The sequence below is a fragment of the Streptomyces sp. NPDC004126 genome (assembly GCF_050275515.1).
Classification (GTDB): Bacteria; Actinomycetota; Actinomycetes; order Streptomycetales; family Streptomycetaceae; genus Streptomyces.
Window position 1 is genome coordinate 1 of sequence record NZ_JBNNPF010000012.1, and the last position, 14,293, is coordinate 14,293.

A 14,293-nucleotide genomic window follows, 5' to 3' on the forward strand; every position below is an offset into this window, starting at 1 on the left:
CGTCGCTTCGCGATGGCCTTCGGCCACCCTTGACCGACCGGCCCGAACCGGAAAGCCGAAAGACTGCCGGGAAACCCCCAAAAGGAACGGTCACAAGGGGAGACGAACGAGAAGCGGTTCCGTCGGAGATGAGGCGAGTGGCCGGGGGCCGGCACGCCGAGCATCCGGGCCCTCAGATGTCCTGACTCCGGGCCGGGGGCGCGGCCACCCGCACGAGAGGCCGACCAGACCAGCCCAGGGAGCGGGCGGGCGCGACAGATCGCTACGCGCTCCTCCCGCCTCAGCGTCCGACGACCGTCCGGGGCTGATGCCTACACCAGAGGCCGAAAAGACCAGCCCAGGGAGCCGACAGGCGCGACAGATCGCTACGCGCTTCTCTGATCTCGGCGTCCGGCGGCCGCCTGGGGCTGGTCGCAGGCGGGTTCGACGTTGGCGGCGGCGGTGGTGAATTCGCGACCGGAGGCGCCCCGGATGTAGGCCAGCTCCATCCAGCGCTCGATACTGGTGTCGGAGACGTTCTCGTTGATCACGGCCATCAGCTCGCCCTCGACGCCGGAGGCGATGTCGCGGACACGGCGGCGAAGGAGGCGATGGGGAACGTACTCGTACTGCTCACTCATCGCCCTGCTCCGCTTCCTCAGCTGCGCTGCGCAGGAACCTCTCCCATCCGGCTGCCGCGCGGGCGATCAGTCCGGGGCTGGGATGACAGCATCCCCGCAACTCGGGTTGTTCCTCTGCGCTGTTCGTCGTCATGCGGAGATGATGAGCGGGCAGGCGCAGGGGCGGACAGGTCGCCGTGTGGCCATCGGTGGCCACGTGGCGGCCACGGAAGCGGATGGGTGCGATGACGCCTCAAGCTGGATCCATGAGCCAACGCAATGACGCACTGCGGGCGGCGAGACTGCGCGCCGGCTGGCGCACCATGGACCAGGCGGCGAAGAACCTGTCCGAGCACGGGCGGCGGCTTCTGCAGGACCGGCACTTCGAGGTGTCGCCGCGCACCTGGCGGCGATGGGAAGGCGAGCGGCCGGGCTGGCCTCCTGAGGAGACCGCGATCGTGCTGCACGACGCGCTGGGCCGCTGGCCCGAGGATCTCGGATTCAGCGTGCCCGCCGGCTGGATTCGCCCCGAGGCCCGTCAAGAGGAAGACGTGAACAGAAGACAGTTCGTCTCCGTCACAGCCGCAGCCCTCGTTCCCGGGCCGATGTCGCCCCAACACGTGGACCCGGCACTCATCGACTACTTCGAGCAGCAGCTCGAAGGGCATTACCGGGCCGACATGTATCTCGGCCCGCACGACCTGATCGGTACCGTCAGCGCGCAGTACCAGCTGATCGACAAGCTGATCCGCTCCGCGAAGGGCGAGGTGCGCCAGGGACTTCTGCGAGCGGGGGCCGCCTATGCCGCGCTCGTGGGATGGCTCTACCAGGACGCGGGCGATCTCGGTGCCGCCTCTTTCTGGCGCGGTGTCACGCAGGAGACGGCCGTCCGGTCCCGTGACCCCCAGCTCATCGGGTACAGCCTCGTCAACCAGGCGCACGTCCGGACGGATCTGAGCGACGGGTACGGCGTGATCGACCTCTGCGAGGCCGCCCTGGACGTGTCGGGCGGGCTCCTGCCCAAGATCCGCGTCATGGCCATGCAGCAGCAGGCCCACGGCGCCAGCCTGACCGGCGACCGAACCACCGTGGATCGGCTCATCGACACCGCCGACGGATTGCTGTCCGGCGTCGACGACGACCTTCCCTGGGGCAACGCCTGCCGCAGGACACCCGGATACCTGGAGGTCCAACGCGCCACCTGCTACGGGCGACTCGGCCTCGGCAGGGAAGCGGACGCGCTCTGGGCACAGGTCCTCGACATCGTCCCCGCGAGCGCACGGCGGGACCGTGGCGTCTACCTCGCCCGGCACGCCACCTCCGCCGCGACCGCACGGGAACCCGATCACGCGGTGGAAATCGCCCGCGAAGCCGTCGGCATCGCCATCGAGACCCGATCCGCACGCATGGTCCGCGAACTGCTCACCCTGGAACGGGCCATGCGCCCGTGGCACGATGCCCCCGTAGGCCGGGACCTCGCCGAGGTCCTGGCGCCGGTTGGCAAGGGGAGCTGACATGGGCGTACCGACAGTCCTGACCGACGAGCAGATCGCCGAGAACCTGGCCGGCCTGCCGGGCTGGGAGCGCAAGGGCGACGAGATCACACGCACCTACGAGATCCGCTACCACGCCGCCGTGGCAGTCATCGTCACCATCGCCGACCGGTCCAGGCGCATCCAGCACCACGCCGACTTGGACCTGCGGATCGACCACCTGCGGGCGACGATCACCACCCACGACGCCGGGTACCGTCTCACCGCAGCCGACTTCGACCTCGCCCACCGCATCGACGCGATCGTCGCCGCCCATCAGTCACTCCCCCTGGACTGAGCCGGTCCGCAGGTCTTACTTCGCTGGTCCCAGGCTTGCTGCGTCCATCGGCCGATACGTCGGTCGGGGTCCGCGATCGATGATTCCTCACGTTGGTTCGTCGGGTTCGCGCCTGGGAGGGAAGCTGCTCATGTGGGGCAAATGGATCAGTTGCAAGGTGCCGGTGACCGCGCGGGGAGAGTTCTCTGCGGCCCAGGGCATCTGGTCGACGATCAGTGATCAACCAGGTTTGGTCGGGCAGGTCGGCGGCTGGGACCCGGGCACCGACTGTGCTCACGTGCTGGGATTGTGGACCGATGCGGAGGCGTACCTCGGCTTCATGCAGGAGCGGCACGACTCGGTGATCGCCGACAACCGGCAGAGCTCCAGCTACTCCGCGATCGAGGTCGCCACCGGCGAGGTCGTCTTGGAGATGCCCGGTGAGACAGAACCGCCCCACGCTCTTGAACGTGCCACTCTCCTGAGGGTCGCCGACTGCCGACTACTACCCGGACGCCAGGAGCATTTCCTCGATGTCCAGAGCACGGTGTGGGCTCCAGGCATGGCAGCGGCCGGCGGCATGCTCACGGGTTTCGTCACCCGGCTGGAGGCAGACCGCTACCTGGTCACCACCCTGTGGTCCAGCTCCGCAGCTCACCACCGCTACACCACCCGGCATCTGCAGGCCCTGCGCTCCCGCGTGGCATTGGAGAGCGACATCCAGTCGATGACCGGCCACACGTTGCCACTTGAGACGACCTGGCGCGTCCTGCCACCGTCGACCGGGCACCAGGCCAAGACTGCCGCCGGCCGCCGAGATCACAGAAGCGCGTAGCGATCTGACGCGTCTGTCGGCTGCCTCGGCTGGTCTGTTCGTCCTCCGGTGTAGGTATCAGCCCCAGGCGGTCGTCGGACGCTGAGAGATGAGGAGCGCGTAGCGATCTGTCGCGCCCGTCCGCTGCCTCGGCTGCTTTGGTCGGCTTCTCGTGCGGGTAGTCGGGCCCCCGGCCCGGGGTCAGGACATCTGAGGGGCCGTATGCGTGGTGTGCCGGCGCCCGGTCCCTCGTCTCGTCTCCGACGGGGCCGCTTCTCGCTCGTCTCCCCCTGTGACCGTTCCTTTTGGGGGTTTCCCGGCAGTCTTTCGGCTTTCCGGGGCGGGACGGCCTGTCAAGGGTGGAGCGCAGCGACATCGCGAAGCGACGCGACCGAAGGGAGCGCCCTTGACAGGGCGGCCCGACACGGAAGGACGATGGGACTGACGGGAAACCCCCAAACCCTCCCTGATCCGGGCCAGGGGGATCCCGCCCCCAACCCCCGGGCCGTGGGCTCCGTCAGCACGTCTTGCGCCACGCTCCCAGGTCCTGCTTCTTTTCCAGGGAGCTGAGTTGCAGGCGCCTGGACTGGTTGCAGAAGCGGTTCGTCCGGAGTTCGTACTCGACGTGGAAGACGGCTTTGCCCGCCTTGATGAAGGGGGTCAGGGTCTCGCACTCGTCGTACTGGGCGCACTGTTCGTTGACCGCGAAGTCGTAGTCGCCGACCAGCTGCGGGATCTGGTCGAGGTCGTTCTTGAGGCCGGCGGCCATGCCCCGGTCGTGGGCGAGTTTCGCGATGAGGCGGTTGAACCCCAGCTGGTCGTCAGCGGTGAGCGGGAAACCCGAGTCGTTGCGGTAGGCGTCCATGTTGTCGGGCTCGACCGCGTCGAAGCCCTTGTCTCGGCACATGTCGAAGCGTTTCGCCATCAGCGGTTCCAGCTCCGCCGTGCGGCGGATGTCGAGCCAGCGTTCGCCCTCCCAGCCGTTGCCCTTGCCCAGCAGGGAGTCCGGGAAGTCGGCCGCGTCGGGGCGGAAGTCCTCCCAGGCGCCGGTGGAGATGTAGCAGATGGTGCGGCGGCCCTGCTCCTTCAGGGCCGCGACCTGCTCCTTCGTCGTGTTGAACCCGTCGACGTCGTACACCGGCACGTCCACCGACGTGTCCAGCTTGCCGGTGAGCTGCCACTGCCAGGGCGTGCCGGGCCGGGGTTGCCAGCGCTCCCCCGGCTTCTGGGCGGGCCAGGAGGGGCCGGGGGCCGGGGTCTCGGAGTCGTCGTCGGGCTCGGCGGTGCAGGCCGCCGCCGCCAGGAGGAGCAGGCCGGCCACGACCGCAGTGGTGAAACGCTTCATCCGGCTGCCTCCAAGGCGTACGGGAGGGTGCCCCACGGGTGGGCCCCGGTGCCGGGGACCGCGCAGTGCACTCCCGCGTGGCGCTCGGCGGCGAGTTCGGCGGCGGGGGCGTCCGGCGGGACGGCGTACACGAGGTGGCAGAACCGCCCGGCGGGGTGGTCGGCGGTCCACGGGGGCGGGGTGGCGGCCTGGTCGCGGTAGGCGTCCCAGGGGCCTTCGAAGGTGACGAGCAGGTCGGCGAGCCGGAGGTACCCGGGGTGGGGGTGGACTCCGTGGTTCAGGACGAGCGTACGGGCGCCCGCGGCCCTGGCCGCGACGGCGAGCCGGCCGTAGTGCGGGAGGAGTTCCGGATCGGCGGCGGCCTGGTCGAGGAAGGCGCCGTCGGCCCCGTACCAGTCGCGGTGGCGCAGCAGGTCTTGGACGACGGCCGCGTGCGGGCGGCGCCCGTAGTCGGTGTCGGTGTAGCCGAGGACGGGTACGCCCGCGTCGCGGAGCCGGGCGGCGACGGCGGCGAACCGTTCGTCGGGGGCCCGGCCGGGGCCGCTGTCGGGGTTGAGCACCACCGAGTGGAGTTGTCCGGCGGAGCGGATGAGCCGGTCCCACTCCTCGGGCCGGTCGGCGGGGTGCTCGTAGAGCGGCACCAGCAGCATGGGGTTCCTACCTTTTCCTTCCTGTTCCTTCGTCTTCCTTCGTCTTCCTTTGTCTTCCCGCGTCACCGGTGTGCCGTGGCGCGCCCGAGGAGCAGGCAGACCAGGAAGGCCAGGGCGGCCGCCGCGGTGCCGGCCACCGCCAGCTGGACCAGGCGGGGTTGTCCGATGCCGGCGAGCAGGGCCAGGCTCTGGGCGAAGGCCGCGCCGGAGCAGACGACGGCGGCGGGGCGGACCGCGCCGAAGGACTGCAGGAGCAGCCCGGTCCACATCACGGTGCCGAGCAGCAGCAGGGTGGCGATGCGGAGTCCGGTGAGGCCGGGGGCGTGCGGCCACAGCAGGGTGCCGGTGACGCCGAGGACGAGCAGCACCGCCAGGTACACGCTGAGGCAGCGGGCCAGGGTGGCGAGCATCCGGCGCCAGAACGCGCCGGGTGAGCGGGCCGCCCGCAGCCCGGCGAGGCTGCCGCTGCGGAAGCGGTGGAGGAGCCATTCGGCGGGGCCCATGCTGAGGGTGAGGGCGACCGCGGAGGGTGCGGCGACGGCTTCGGCGGGGCCGCCGCTGAGCACCTCCCCCAGCGCGGCGTACAGGACGAGCAGGCCGGTGCCGAGGCCGAACACCCCGTAGGGGGCGGAGTCTCCGATGCGGGGTCCGCGCCGGGTGTGGTCCTCCTCGGCGCCGCGCAGCATCCGCCAGCGGACCGGGCCGCCTTCGCCGGGGCGGCGTTCCGCCCAGCGGTGGATCCTGCGCACCCCGGCCCGTACGCCCTTGGCGAGCGGCAGCTCCCGCAGGGCGAGGGTGCAGGCGGCCAGCAGGGACACGAGGAGCAGGGTGACGCGTACGGGCACGGGCGGGTCGGTGAACAGGGAGAGGACCGCTCCGGCGGCCATGGGGCCGAGTGCGGCGAGCAGCAGCCGTTCGCGGCCCAGTACCAGGAGCACGGTGGCGGCACCGACGTAGACGGCCTGGCCTGCGGCGAAGGCGTACGAGAACGGCGGCCCGCCGGGGACGGCGAAGGCGGCGGCGGTGCCGAGGAGGGCGCCGGCGGGGGCTCCGACGAGGAGGGTGCGTCCGGCGGCGGCCCGGTCGCCGAGGCCGAGCCAGGAGTAGGCGCGGTGGGACAGGCTCTGGTCCCAGACCCAGCCGATGAGGGCTCCGGCGAGCAGGGTGAGGGTGCCGGCGGGCAGTCCGAGCCGGTCGGGCGGACCTTCGAGGAGGGGTGCGCCGAGGACGTAGGCGAGGCCGGGCAGGGCGAAGATCAGGCCGCGGAGCAGGCAGGCGGTGAGGGAGACCTTCCAGGGGTCGGGGAGCCGGTCGGGTTCGGGGAAGGTGCGGGGGACGCGGGCGTAGAGGTCTTCGGCGAGGGCGAAGGAGTCCTGGCGGCCGTAGGTGAGGCGGATGTGTTCGTCGGTCATGCCGTCGGATTCGAGGATGGCGGCGATCTCGTCGGGGTGGACGGCCGCACCGGCGAACGCGCCGAGCCGGTCGGCGAGTTCGTCCATGGGGTCGGCGGCCGGGCTTCCGGCGTCGGCGGCCGGGGTCCCGGGCCCGCCGGGGCGGGGCCGGGGCAGTTCGGGGAGGGTGTCGGTGCGGCCGGCGGGGGTGTCGGTGCGGCCGGCGGGGGCCGGGTGGCCGACGTGGACCCAGGTGCCTTCGGGGCCGGGGGGCTTGAGCCAGAGGGATCCGCTCACCACATGCTCCCGTCGGCCGCGAGTTCCTTGTTGCGGGGGTCCTGGGACCAGGGGTCGGTGATCCGCCGGGTCCAGTCGCCGTGGGTGCGGACGGGCAGGACGTGCCGGCCGGGACGCGTCTGGTCGGCGAGTTCGCGGTAGATGTGCCGGAAGCCGTCGACGGACTGGTGGAGGGTGAACTTCTCGACGACCCGGCGGCGGGACATCCGGCCGAGTTCGGCGCGGCGTTCGTCGTCGCGGAGGAGGGCGAGGGTGGCGCGGGCCATGGTCTCGGGTTCGCGGGGCGGGACGACGAGGCCGGTGTCGCCGACGGCTTCGCGGACGCCTCCGACGTCGGTGGAGACGGTGGTGCGGCCGCAGGACATGGCTTCGATGATGCTGAAGGGGAAGCCTTCGCTGATGCTGGAGAGCATGACGACGGAGCCGGCGGCGTAGGCCTTGGCGACCTGGTCGATGCGGCCCTCGTAGGTGATGCCGTCGGTGACGCCGAGTTCGGCGGCGAGTTTCTCCAGGCGGAGTCTGTAGTCCTCGCAGCCGGCCGGGACGGGTCCGAAGAGGCGCAGGCGCAGGGCGGGGAGTTCCTCACGCATGAACGCGTAGGCGCGGATGAGGGTTTCGAGGTCCTTGATGGGGTCGATGCGGCCGCACCAGCTGAGGGTGGGGACGTCCGGTTCGGGTCCGGCTTCGGGGAAGGCGTGCGGGTCGACGCCGTTGTAGACGGTGCGGATCCGTTCGGAGTCGGCGCCTCCGCGTTCTTCCCAGCGGCGGTTGTACTGGTTGCAGGGGGTGATCAGGTCGGCCTGCCGGTAGCCCTCGGAGTTGAGCTCGCGGTAGAAGCCGAGCATCAGGGCCTTGACGGGCCAGCGCTGGGCGGCGGTGCGGTAGCCGAGGTAGCGCTCGCGCAGGTAGATGCCGTGCTCGGTGAGGAGGAAGGGCACTCCGTCGAGGCGTTTGGCGGCGAGGGCGGGGAGGGTGGCGAGGCCGCTGCTGACGGCGTGGGCGACGCTGTCGGGCGGGATCCGTACCGCGAGCGGGCGCAGGGCGTGTTCCAGCAGGTCGGTGGCGGTGAGCGCGTCGTGGACCGTGGGTTCGGCGGCGGCGGTGACCAGGCCGGGGCGGGTCCATACGGTCATCAGCAGGCGCAGGACCGCTTCGGAGCGCAGGGCGGGGGCGAGGCGGCCGGCGCGTGCGAGGCGGGTGAGTTCGCCCAGGGCCTCGGAGAAGCCCCCGTGTGCGGGGTCGATGAGGGAGAGCAGGAAGGTTTCGTACGTTTCGGTGAAGCGGCGGCGGGCCCTGCCGCGCAGGGCCGTGCGGCGGGTGCGGGCGGGCGGCGGGCCCCAGAGCGGGACCGCGGTGTGCCGGTAGACGTTGCGCGGCAGCTCCCAGGTGACCGGCTCTCGTCCGGAGCCGGTGAGGGCTATGACGTTGAAGTCGACCTCCGGCATGCCGCGTACCAGCTGGTCGCACCAGGTGCTGACGCCGCCGTGGACGTGCGGGTAGGTGCCTTCGGTGAGCATGGTGACATGACGCCCATGGCTCATGTGGTGTGTCCCCCCAGGACGGAAAAGGGGCCGGCGCCCGTGGTGCGTGCGTGGAGCGCCGGCTCTGGGTGTTACGTGTGCCGCGGGTCGTCCGGGCGGCGGTACGGGCAGTACGGCCGGGACGGGTCGCGCGGGTGGTACGGGTGGTGCGGCCGGGTCAGAGGAGCTTGAGGGTGACCTGCGACTGGAGCACCTCGGGGGCCGTCCAGGCGGACCGGTTGCCGGCGTAGGCGGTGCCGAAGTCGGCGGTGCCCAGGAGCAGCTGCTTCTTCGTGCCGTTCGGGGCGGTGACCGGGGCGACGACTCCGGAGGGGGCCTTGACGACGACGTCCTTGCCGATCTTGTAGGCGGTCACCTTGCCGTCGGCGACGGCCTTGTTCCAGGCGGCGCGGCGCTGGAGCTCGACGCCGGTGTCCTTCATGCTCTGGTTGACGATCGGCGCGCTGGGCGCGTAGAGCGCGCGGTAGGTGTCGAGGACCTGGTTGAGCACCGGGTAGAGGGTGCGGTCCTCGGCGAGGTTGGACTGGTGGACGTAGTGCGGCCGGGGGTCGTTGGCCAGCACGTGGCGCATGGCGGTGCGCGCTTCGGCGGGGACGATGTAGTTCAGGTAGCCGGTGTTGGTGTCCAGCGGGGCCGGCAGGCAGGTGGAGGTGGCCGGGTTGTCCTCGCAGACGCCGCTGCCGCCGTCGGCACGGCTGGTGTAGATCCAGTTGTACTCGTCGGCCATCTCCGCGTTGGTGCCCGTGTTGTAGTACACGTTCATCGGATGGCGGGGGACGGTCAGGGCGGCGCCGACGGCCCGCTGGTCGGGCTCGCGGGAGTTGTCGCTGCCCGCCCACTTGACCCCGTTGTCGGCGAGGGCGCCGGCCAGGTTGGGGTTGTCCTGGGGCTGCTGCGGGAGGGTCTTGAGGCCGGAGTGCTCGCCGGTGACCAGCTCGGAGCGGTCGAGGGTGATGCCCTTGGCCGCGGCCCAGTTGTTGTTGTCGCGGATCTGGGCGGAGATGTCGGCGCGGCTCATCCAGTTGGTGGCGCCCTGGGCGTTCTTGGTGCAGGCCCAGGGGTTGGCGCTGGTGTCCTGGACGCAGCCGAGGAAGGGGTGCGTGTAGGTGTGGTTCATCCAGCGGAACTTGGCCCGGTCGGCGACGAGCTGGGCGGTCATCGCGTCGGTGCCGCCGTTCTCGGCCTTCCACTCCTCGCCGGCGCCCGCGTTGAAGAGCATGTCCAGCTTGAAGTTCTTGGACGTCTGCCACTGCGCCGCGTACTGGGCGTCGGCGGCGGTCATCCGGATGGTGCTCTCCTTGCCCTCGCCGCCGGCGCAGGCGTAGTCGCCGGGGGTGCAGTTGAGCTCCTTGCTCCAGCGGGCGTCGGGGGCGAAGACGTCGTCGACGTGGACGGCGAAGTAGCTGCGCTCCTGCCCGAGGTGGACGCCCTGGGTGAGCCAGTCGACGATGCCGCGGGCCAGCAGCCGGAACTGCTGCTGGTACTGGTTGTAGCCGAAGGTGACGACGAGTTCGCTGCGTCCGTCGTGGGTGTACTCGCCGACGAGGGAGGCGCGGCCGCCGGTGACGGGGGCGTCGAGGTAGCTGGTGTAGCCGGTGCGGGGCTTGCCCATGAAGCCGTAGCTCTCCGGGACCATGGCGGAGTTGTCCTCGAAGGTGACCTGACCGCCGAGGTAGCCGAAGGGGCCCGCCTTGCCGGCGGCGGTGACGGCGGCCTGGGTGCCGTCGAGCTGGCCGCTGTAGCCGCCGTTGTCCGTGTACTCCAGCCCGACCCCCGGGTGGGCCCAGGTGTAGGCGTCGACCTGGCGGATCCCGTACGTCGTCTCGTACGCGGTGAGCGCCGCCATCTCGGCGGAGCCCTGGCCGAAGGGGTTCTCGTTGGGCAGGACGACCCCCTGGTACTTGGCCCGGGGGCGGCCGTCGACGGTGTCGGCGAGGAACGCGGCGTCGATGACGGGGCGGCCGGAAGCGCCGAGGTCGACCCGGGTGTAGGGGACGCCGGTGTCCTTGAGCTGCGCTGTGATCGCGCCGACCGAGCTGCCGCCGTCGTCGACGACGAGCACCTTCAGGTCGATGCGCGGTGTCGCGGCCGCCGCCTGGGCGGTCGCGGCGGGTACTGCCACGGACATCAGGGCTGCCGCCGCCATCGCCGCGGCGGCCCTGTTCATCCGGTTCTTGTTGACCATTTCGGCCTTCCCCCCGCAGGCATCCCTCGACGACGGCCCATGGCGGACGGCCGGGCCGGGGAGGCACTGTGGAAATCATGCAAAAGGACCCCACGTCCCCTTGCGAGAGTGATGCGAGTCTCTCGGACCCCGTCAGCTCTAAAGGGCAAACCTGGAGCAGAGTCCACAGATGGGTGAACCTGATGGCGCGTTGATCGAACAACTTGACAAACCTTGTAGTGGCGTACGGACGTCTACCTGCGCGTAGGCTCGTTTCCGGCGGCCGCCGGGCCCGAATACGATCGCTGCGGAGCGGCCGGTGACCCCGACGCGACCCAAGCGCCCACTAACACAAACGGAAGCGAGACTTCACCACCGTGACTGCTCTGACTCTCAGCACTGCCGGCGCTGCGACGCTGCGCGCCGACGCCCTCGTGGTCGGCGTGGCGAAGGGCCCGAAGGGCCTCGTCGTGGCCGCAGGCGCCGAGGCCGTGGACAAGGCGTTCGACGGAAAGCTCGCCGCCGTGCTCGACTCGCTCGGCGCCACGGGCGCCGAGGGCGAGACCACCAAGCTGCCCGCCCCGGCCGGCCTCAAGGCCCCGGTCGTGCTGGCGGTCGGCCTCGGTACGGCGCCTGAGCAGGACGAGTCCTTCGACGAGGAGGCCCTGCGCCGCGCCGCCGGCTCCGCCGCCCGCGCCCTGCACGGCTCGAAGAAGGCCGCGTTCGCCCTCCCCCTGGACGACGCCTCCGCCGTCACCGCCGTCGCCGAGGGCGCGCTGCTCGGCGCGTACGCCTTCACCGCCTACCAGGGCGGCGAGAAGAAGAACGGGAAGGCCGACAAGAACGGCGGCCCGAAGCAGCCGCTGGCCGAGGTGGCCCTGCTCGGCGCCAAGCCGCGCGACAAGGAGCACAAGGCCGCGGCCGAGCGCGCCGTCGTCGTCGCCACCGAGGTCAACGTCGCCCGCGACCTGATCAACACCCCGCCGAACGACCTCACCCCCGAGGCCTTCGCCGCCGTCGCCTCCGCGACCGCGAAGGAGAACGGCGTCAAGGTCCAGGTCCTGGACGAGAAGGCCCTCGTCAAGGGCGGCTACGGCGGCATCATGGGCGTCGGCAAGGGCTCCGAGAACCCGCCGCGCCTGGTGAAGCTCAGCTACACCCACGCCAAGGCGGAGAAGACCCTCGCCTTCGTCGGCAAGGGCATCACCTACGACTCGGGCGGCATCTCCCTGAAGCCGGCCGGCCACAACGAGACGATGAAGTGCGACATGTCCGGCGCCGCCGCCGTCTTCGCCGCCGTCATCGCCGCCGCCAAGCTGGGCCTCCAGGTCAACGTCACCGGCTGGCTCGCGCTCGCCGAGAACATGCCCTCCGGCTCCGCCACCAAGCCGGGCGACGTGCTGCGCATGTACAGCGGCAAGACCGTCGAGGTCCTGAACACGGACGCCGAGGGCCGCCTGGTCCTGGGCGACGCCCTGACCAAGGCCTCCGAGGACAACCCGGACGCGATCGTCGACGTCGCCACCCTCACGGGCGCCATGGTGCTGGCGCTCGGCGACCGCACCTTCGGGATCATGGCCAACGACGACGCCTTCCGCACCTCGATCCACGAGATCGCGGAAGAGGTCGGCGAGGCCTCCTGGCCGATGCCGCTCCCCGAGGACCTGCGCAAGACCATGGACTCCCCCACCGCCGACATCGCCAACATGGGTGTGCGGATGGGCGGCGGCCTGGTGGCCGGCCTCTTCCTCCAGGAGTTCGTCGGCGAGGGCATCACCTGGGCGCACCTGGACATCGCGGGCCCGGCCTTCCACGAGGGCGCCCCGTACGGCTACACCCCCAAGGGCGGCACCGGCTCCGCCGTGCGCACCCTGGTGCGGCTGGCCGAGCGCACCGCCACGGGCGACCTGGGCTGACGCCCCGGACCCCGTCGCGCGGGCGTCCGCGTACCACCTCGTGAGACGCCCGCTGTGACACGCGCCGCGCCCCGGGACCCCCATCGAGGTCCCGGGGCGCGTTCGCTCTGGAAGAAACGTCGAGGATCAGTAGGTTTCTACGCACGGGTAACCCTGATCTCGGGCAGAACGACGGTCCACACCCGGGGCCCGGCGTCCCGCGGTCCCCCGACAAATGCGAAGATGGGTTCTCGGCAGGACAGGGCCCCCACCACAGGGCCGAAGAAACAAGCGGCCGATTACCAGCCGCCGCCCGGTCACAGAGGACCGGTGCCCGGCGCACATGCATGGAGGACGTGACGTGGCGAACGACGCCAGCACCGTTTTCGACCTAGTGATCCTCGGCGGTGGCAGTGGCGGTTACGCCGCGGCTCTCCGCGCATCCCAGCTGGGTCTCGACGTTGCGCTGATCGAGAAGAACAAGCTCGGCGGCACCTGCCTGCACAACGGCTGCATCCCCACGAAGGCTCTGCTGCACGCCGGTGAGATCGCCGACCAGGCACGCGAGGCCGGACAGTTCGGTATCAAGGCCTCTTTCGAGGGCGTTGACATCGCCGGTGTGCACAAGTACAAGGACGAGGTCATCTCGGGCCTGTACAAGGGCCTGCAGGGCCTGGTCGCCTCCCGCAAGGTGACCTACATCGAGGGTGAGGGCCGCCTGTCCTCCCCGACCTCCGTCGACGTCAACGGCCAGCGCATCCAGGGCCGCCACGTCCTGCTGGCGACCGGCTCCGTGCCGAAGTCGCTGCCGGGCCTGACCATCGACGGCAACCGGATCATCTCCTCGGACCACGCGCTGGTCCTGGACCGCGTTCCCCAGTCCGCGATCATCCTGGGCGGCGGCGTCATCGGCGTCGAGTTCGCCTCGGCGTGGAAGTCCTTCGGCACCGACGTCACCGTCATCGAGGGCCTCAAGCACCTCGTCCCGGTCGAGGACGAGAACAGCTCCAAGATCCTGGAGCGCGCCTTCCGCAAGCGCGGCATCAAGTTCAACCTGGGCACCTTCTTCCAGTCGGCCGAGTACACCGAGACCGGTGTCAAGGTCACGCTGGCCGACGGCAAGACCTTCGAGGCCGAGGTGCTGCTGGTCGCCATCGGCCGCGGCCCGGTCTCCCAGGGCCTGGGCTACGAGGAGCAGGGCGTCGCGATGGACCGCGGCTACGTCCTGGTCGACGAGTACATGCAGACCAACGTGCCGACCATCTCGGCCGTGGGCGACCTCGTCCCCACCCTGCAGCTCGCGCACGTCGGCTTTGCCGAGGGCATCCTCGTCGCGGAGCGCCTGGCCGGCCTGAAGGCCGTGCCGATCGACTACGACGGTGTCCCGCGCGTCACGTACTGCCACCCCGAGGTCGCCTCGGTCGGCATCACCGAGGCCAAGGCCAAGGAGATCTACGGCGCGGACAAGGTCGTCGCCCTGAAGTACAACCTGGCGGGCAACGGCAAGAGCAAGATCCTGAAGACCGCGGGCGAGATCAAGCTCGTCCAGGTCAAGGACGGTGCCGTGGTCGGCGTCCACATGGTCGGTGACCGGATGGGCGAGCAGGTCGGCGAAGCCCAGCTGATCTACAACTGGGAGGCCCTGCCGGCCGAGGTCGCGCAGCTCATCCACGCGCACCCGACCCAGAACGAGGCCCTCGGCGAGGCCCACCTGGCCCTGGCCGGCAAGCCGCTGCACGCACACGACTAATCGTCACGGGCGCGACGACCACTTCCGCACTTTCGTTA

Annotated in this window: 12 protein-coding genes; 5 read left to right on the forward strand and 7 right to left on the reverse strand. The window is 70.8% G+C overall.

Annotated elements, in window-relative coordinates; genetic code table 11:
- Positions 1 to 365: 365 nt before the first annotated feature.
- Both ACQKM2_RS13885 and ACQKM2_RS13890 read right to left on the reverse strand, forming a co-directional pair.
- Positions 366 to 620, reverse strand: a complete 255-nt coding sequence (locus ACQKM2_RS13885; protein WP_427709386.1) for a hypothetical protein — start codon at positions 618 to 620, stop codon at positions 366 to 368.
- The gene (locus tag ACQKM2_RS13890; RefSeq protein WP_427709388.1) at positions 613 to 753 is read right to left on the reverse strand and encodes a hypothetical protein; all 141 of its coding nucleotides are present in this window, start codon (positions 751 to 753) and stop codon (positions 613 to 615) included. Before ACQKM2_RS13890 ends, ACQKM2_RS13885 begins: the two co-directional genes overlap by 8 nt.
- Positions 754 to 865: 112 nt before the next feature.
- Between ACQKM2_RS13890 and ACQKM2_RS13895 the strand changes: the two genes are divergently transcribed.
- The 3 genes from ACQKM2_RS13895 to ACQKM2_RS13905 all read left to right on the forward strand — a co-directional run bounded on the left by ACQKM2_RS13895 (position 866) and on the right by ACQKM2_RS13905 (position 3,243).
- Complete coding sequence (locus ACQKM2_RS13895) at positions 866 to 2,113, forward strand: Twin-arginine translocation pathway signal (RefSeq protein ID WP_427709390.1); 1,248 nt, start codon at positions 866 to 868, stop codon at positions 2,111 to 2,113.
- A 1-nt stretch (position 2,114) separates the two neighbouring features.
- Positions 2,115 to 2,429, forward strand: a complete 315-nt coding sequence (locus ACQKM2_RS13900; protein WP_427709392.1) for a 4a-hydroxytetrahydrobiopterin dehydratase — start codon at positions 2,115 to 2,117, stop codon at positions 2,427 to 2,429.
- 130 nt (positions 2,430 to 2,559) lie between these two features.
- Positions 2,560 to 3,243 carry a DUF4937 domain-containing protein gene (locus ACQKM2_RS13905; protein ID WP_427709394.1) on the forward strand — a complete coding sequence of 228 codons (684 nt, stop codon included), beginning with the start codon at positions 2,560 to 2,562 and terminating at the stop codon, positions 3,241 to 3,243.
- Positions 3,244 to 3,739: 496 nt separating this feature from the next.
- Here ACQKM2_RS13905 and ACQKM2_RS13910 read toward each other — a convergent pair whose 3' ends face one another.
- From ACQKM2_RS13910 to ACQKM2_RS13930, 5 genes are all read right to left on the reverse strand, one after another.
- On the reverse strand, positions 3,740 to 4,567 hold the full coding sequence (locus ACQKM2_RS13910) for an endo alpha-1,4 polygalactosaminidase (RefSeq protein ID WP_427709396.1): 828 nt from the start codon (positions 4,565 to 4,567) through the stop codon (positions 3,740 to 3,742).
- Positions 4,564 to 5,217 (reverse strand): spherulation-specific family 4 protein, encoded by a 654-nt coding sequence (locus ACQKM2_RS13915; RefSeq protein ID WP_427709398.1) that lies wholly within the window; start codon positions 5,215 to 5,217, stop codon positions 4,564 to 4,566. Before ACQKM2_RS13915 ends, ACQKM2_RS13910 begins: the two co-directional genes overlap by 4 nt.
- 62 nt (positions 5,218 to 5,279) lie before the next feature.
- The gene (locus tag ACQKM2_RS13920) at positions 5,280 to 6,905 is read right to left on the reverse strand and encodes a hypothetical protein (protein WP_427709400.1); all 1,626 of its coding nucleotides are present in this window, start codon (positions 6,903 to 6,905) and stop codon (positions 5,280 to 5,282) included.
- Complete coding sequence (pelF, locus tag ACQKM2_RS13925) at positions 6,902 to 8,446, reverse strand: GT4 family glycosyltransferase PelF (protein WP_427709402.1); 1,545 nt, start codon at positions 8,444 to 8,446, stop codon at positions 6,902 to 6,904. Before pelF ends, ACQKM2_RS13920 begins: the two co-directional genes overlap by 4 nt.
- 157 nt (positions 8,447 to 8,603) lie before the next feature.
- The gene (locus tag ACQKM2_RS13930) at positions 8,604 to 10,631 is read right to left on the reverse strand and encodes a hypothetical protein (RefSeq protein WP_427709404.1); all 2,028 of its coding nucleotides are present in this window, start codon (positions 10,629 to 10,631) and stop codon (positions 8,604 to 8,606) included.
- A 356-nt stretch (positions 10,632 to 10,987) separates the two neighbouring features.
- Here ACQKM2_RS13930 and ACQKM2_RS13935 point away from each other — a divergent pair, with 356 nt between their 5' ends.
- Together ACQKM2_RS13935 and lpdA are read left to right on the forward strand one after the other, a co-directional pair.
- A complete protein-coding gene (locus ACQKM2_RS13935) occupies positions 10,988 to 12,526 on the forward strand; it encodes a leucyl aminopeptidase (RefSeq protein ID WP_427709405.1) in 1,539 nt (512 codons plus the stop codon).
- Between the two features lie 340 nt (positions 12,527 to 12,866).
- Entirely contained in the window at positions 12,867 to 14,255 is a 1,389-nt protein-coding gene (gene lpdA, locus ACQKM2_RS13940; RefSeq protein WP_125595533.1) for a dihydrolipoyl dehydrogenase, read from the forward strand.
- Positions 14,256 to 14,293 lie beyond the last annotated feature (38 nt).

Coding starts and splice junctions, on each gene's coding strand:
- ACQKM2_RS13885 (WP_427709386.1), bottom strand. CDS start 620: ATGAGTGAGCAGTACGAGTACGTTCCCCATCGCCTCCTTCGCCGCCGT.
- ACQKM2_RS13890 (WP_427709388.1), bottom strand. CDS start 753: ATGACGACGAACAGCGCAGAGGAACAACCCGAGTTGCGGGGATGCTGT.
- ACQKM2_RS13895 (WP_427709390.1), top strand. CDS start 866: ATGAGCCAACGCAATGACGCACTGCGGGCGGCGAGACTGCGCGCCGGC.
- ACQKM2_RS13900 (WP_427709392.1), top strand. CDS start 2,115: ATGGGCGTACCGACAGTCCTGACCGACGAGCAGATCGCCGAGAACCTG.
- ACQKM2_RS13905 (WP_427709394.1), top strand. CDS start 2,560: ATGTGGGGCAAATGGATCAGTTGCAAGGTGCCGGTGACCGCGCGGGGA.
- ACQKM2_RS13910 (WP_427709396.1), bottom strand. CDS start 4,567: ATGAAGCGTTTCACCACTGCGGTCGTGGCCGGCCTGCTCCTCCTGGCG.
- ACQKM2_RS13915 (WP_427709398.1), bottom strand. CDS start 5,217: ATGCTGCTGGTGCCGCTCTACGAGCACCCCGCCGACCGGCCCGAGGAG.
- pelF (WP_427709402.1), bottom strand. CDS start 8,446: ATGAGCCATGGGCGTCATGTCACCATGCTCACCGAAGGCACCTACCCG.
- ACQKM2_RS13930 (WP_427709404.1), bottom strand. CDS start 10,631: ATGGTCAACAAGAACCGGATGAACAGGGCCGCCGCGGCGATGGCGGCG.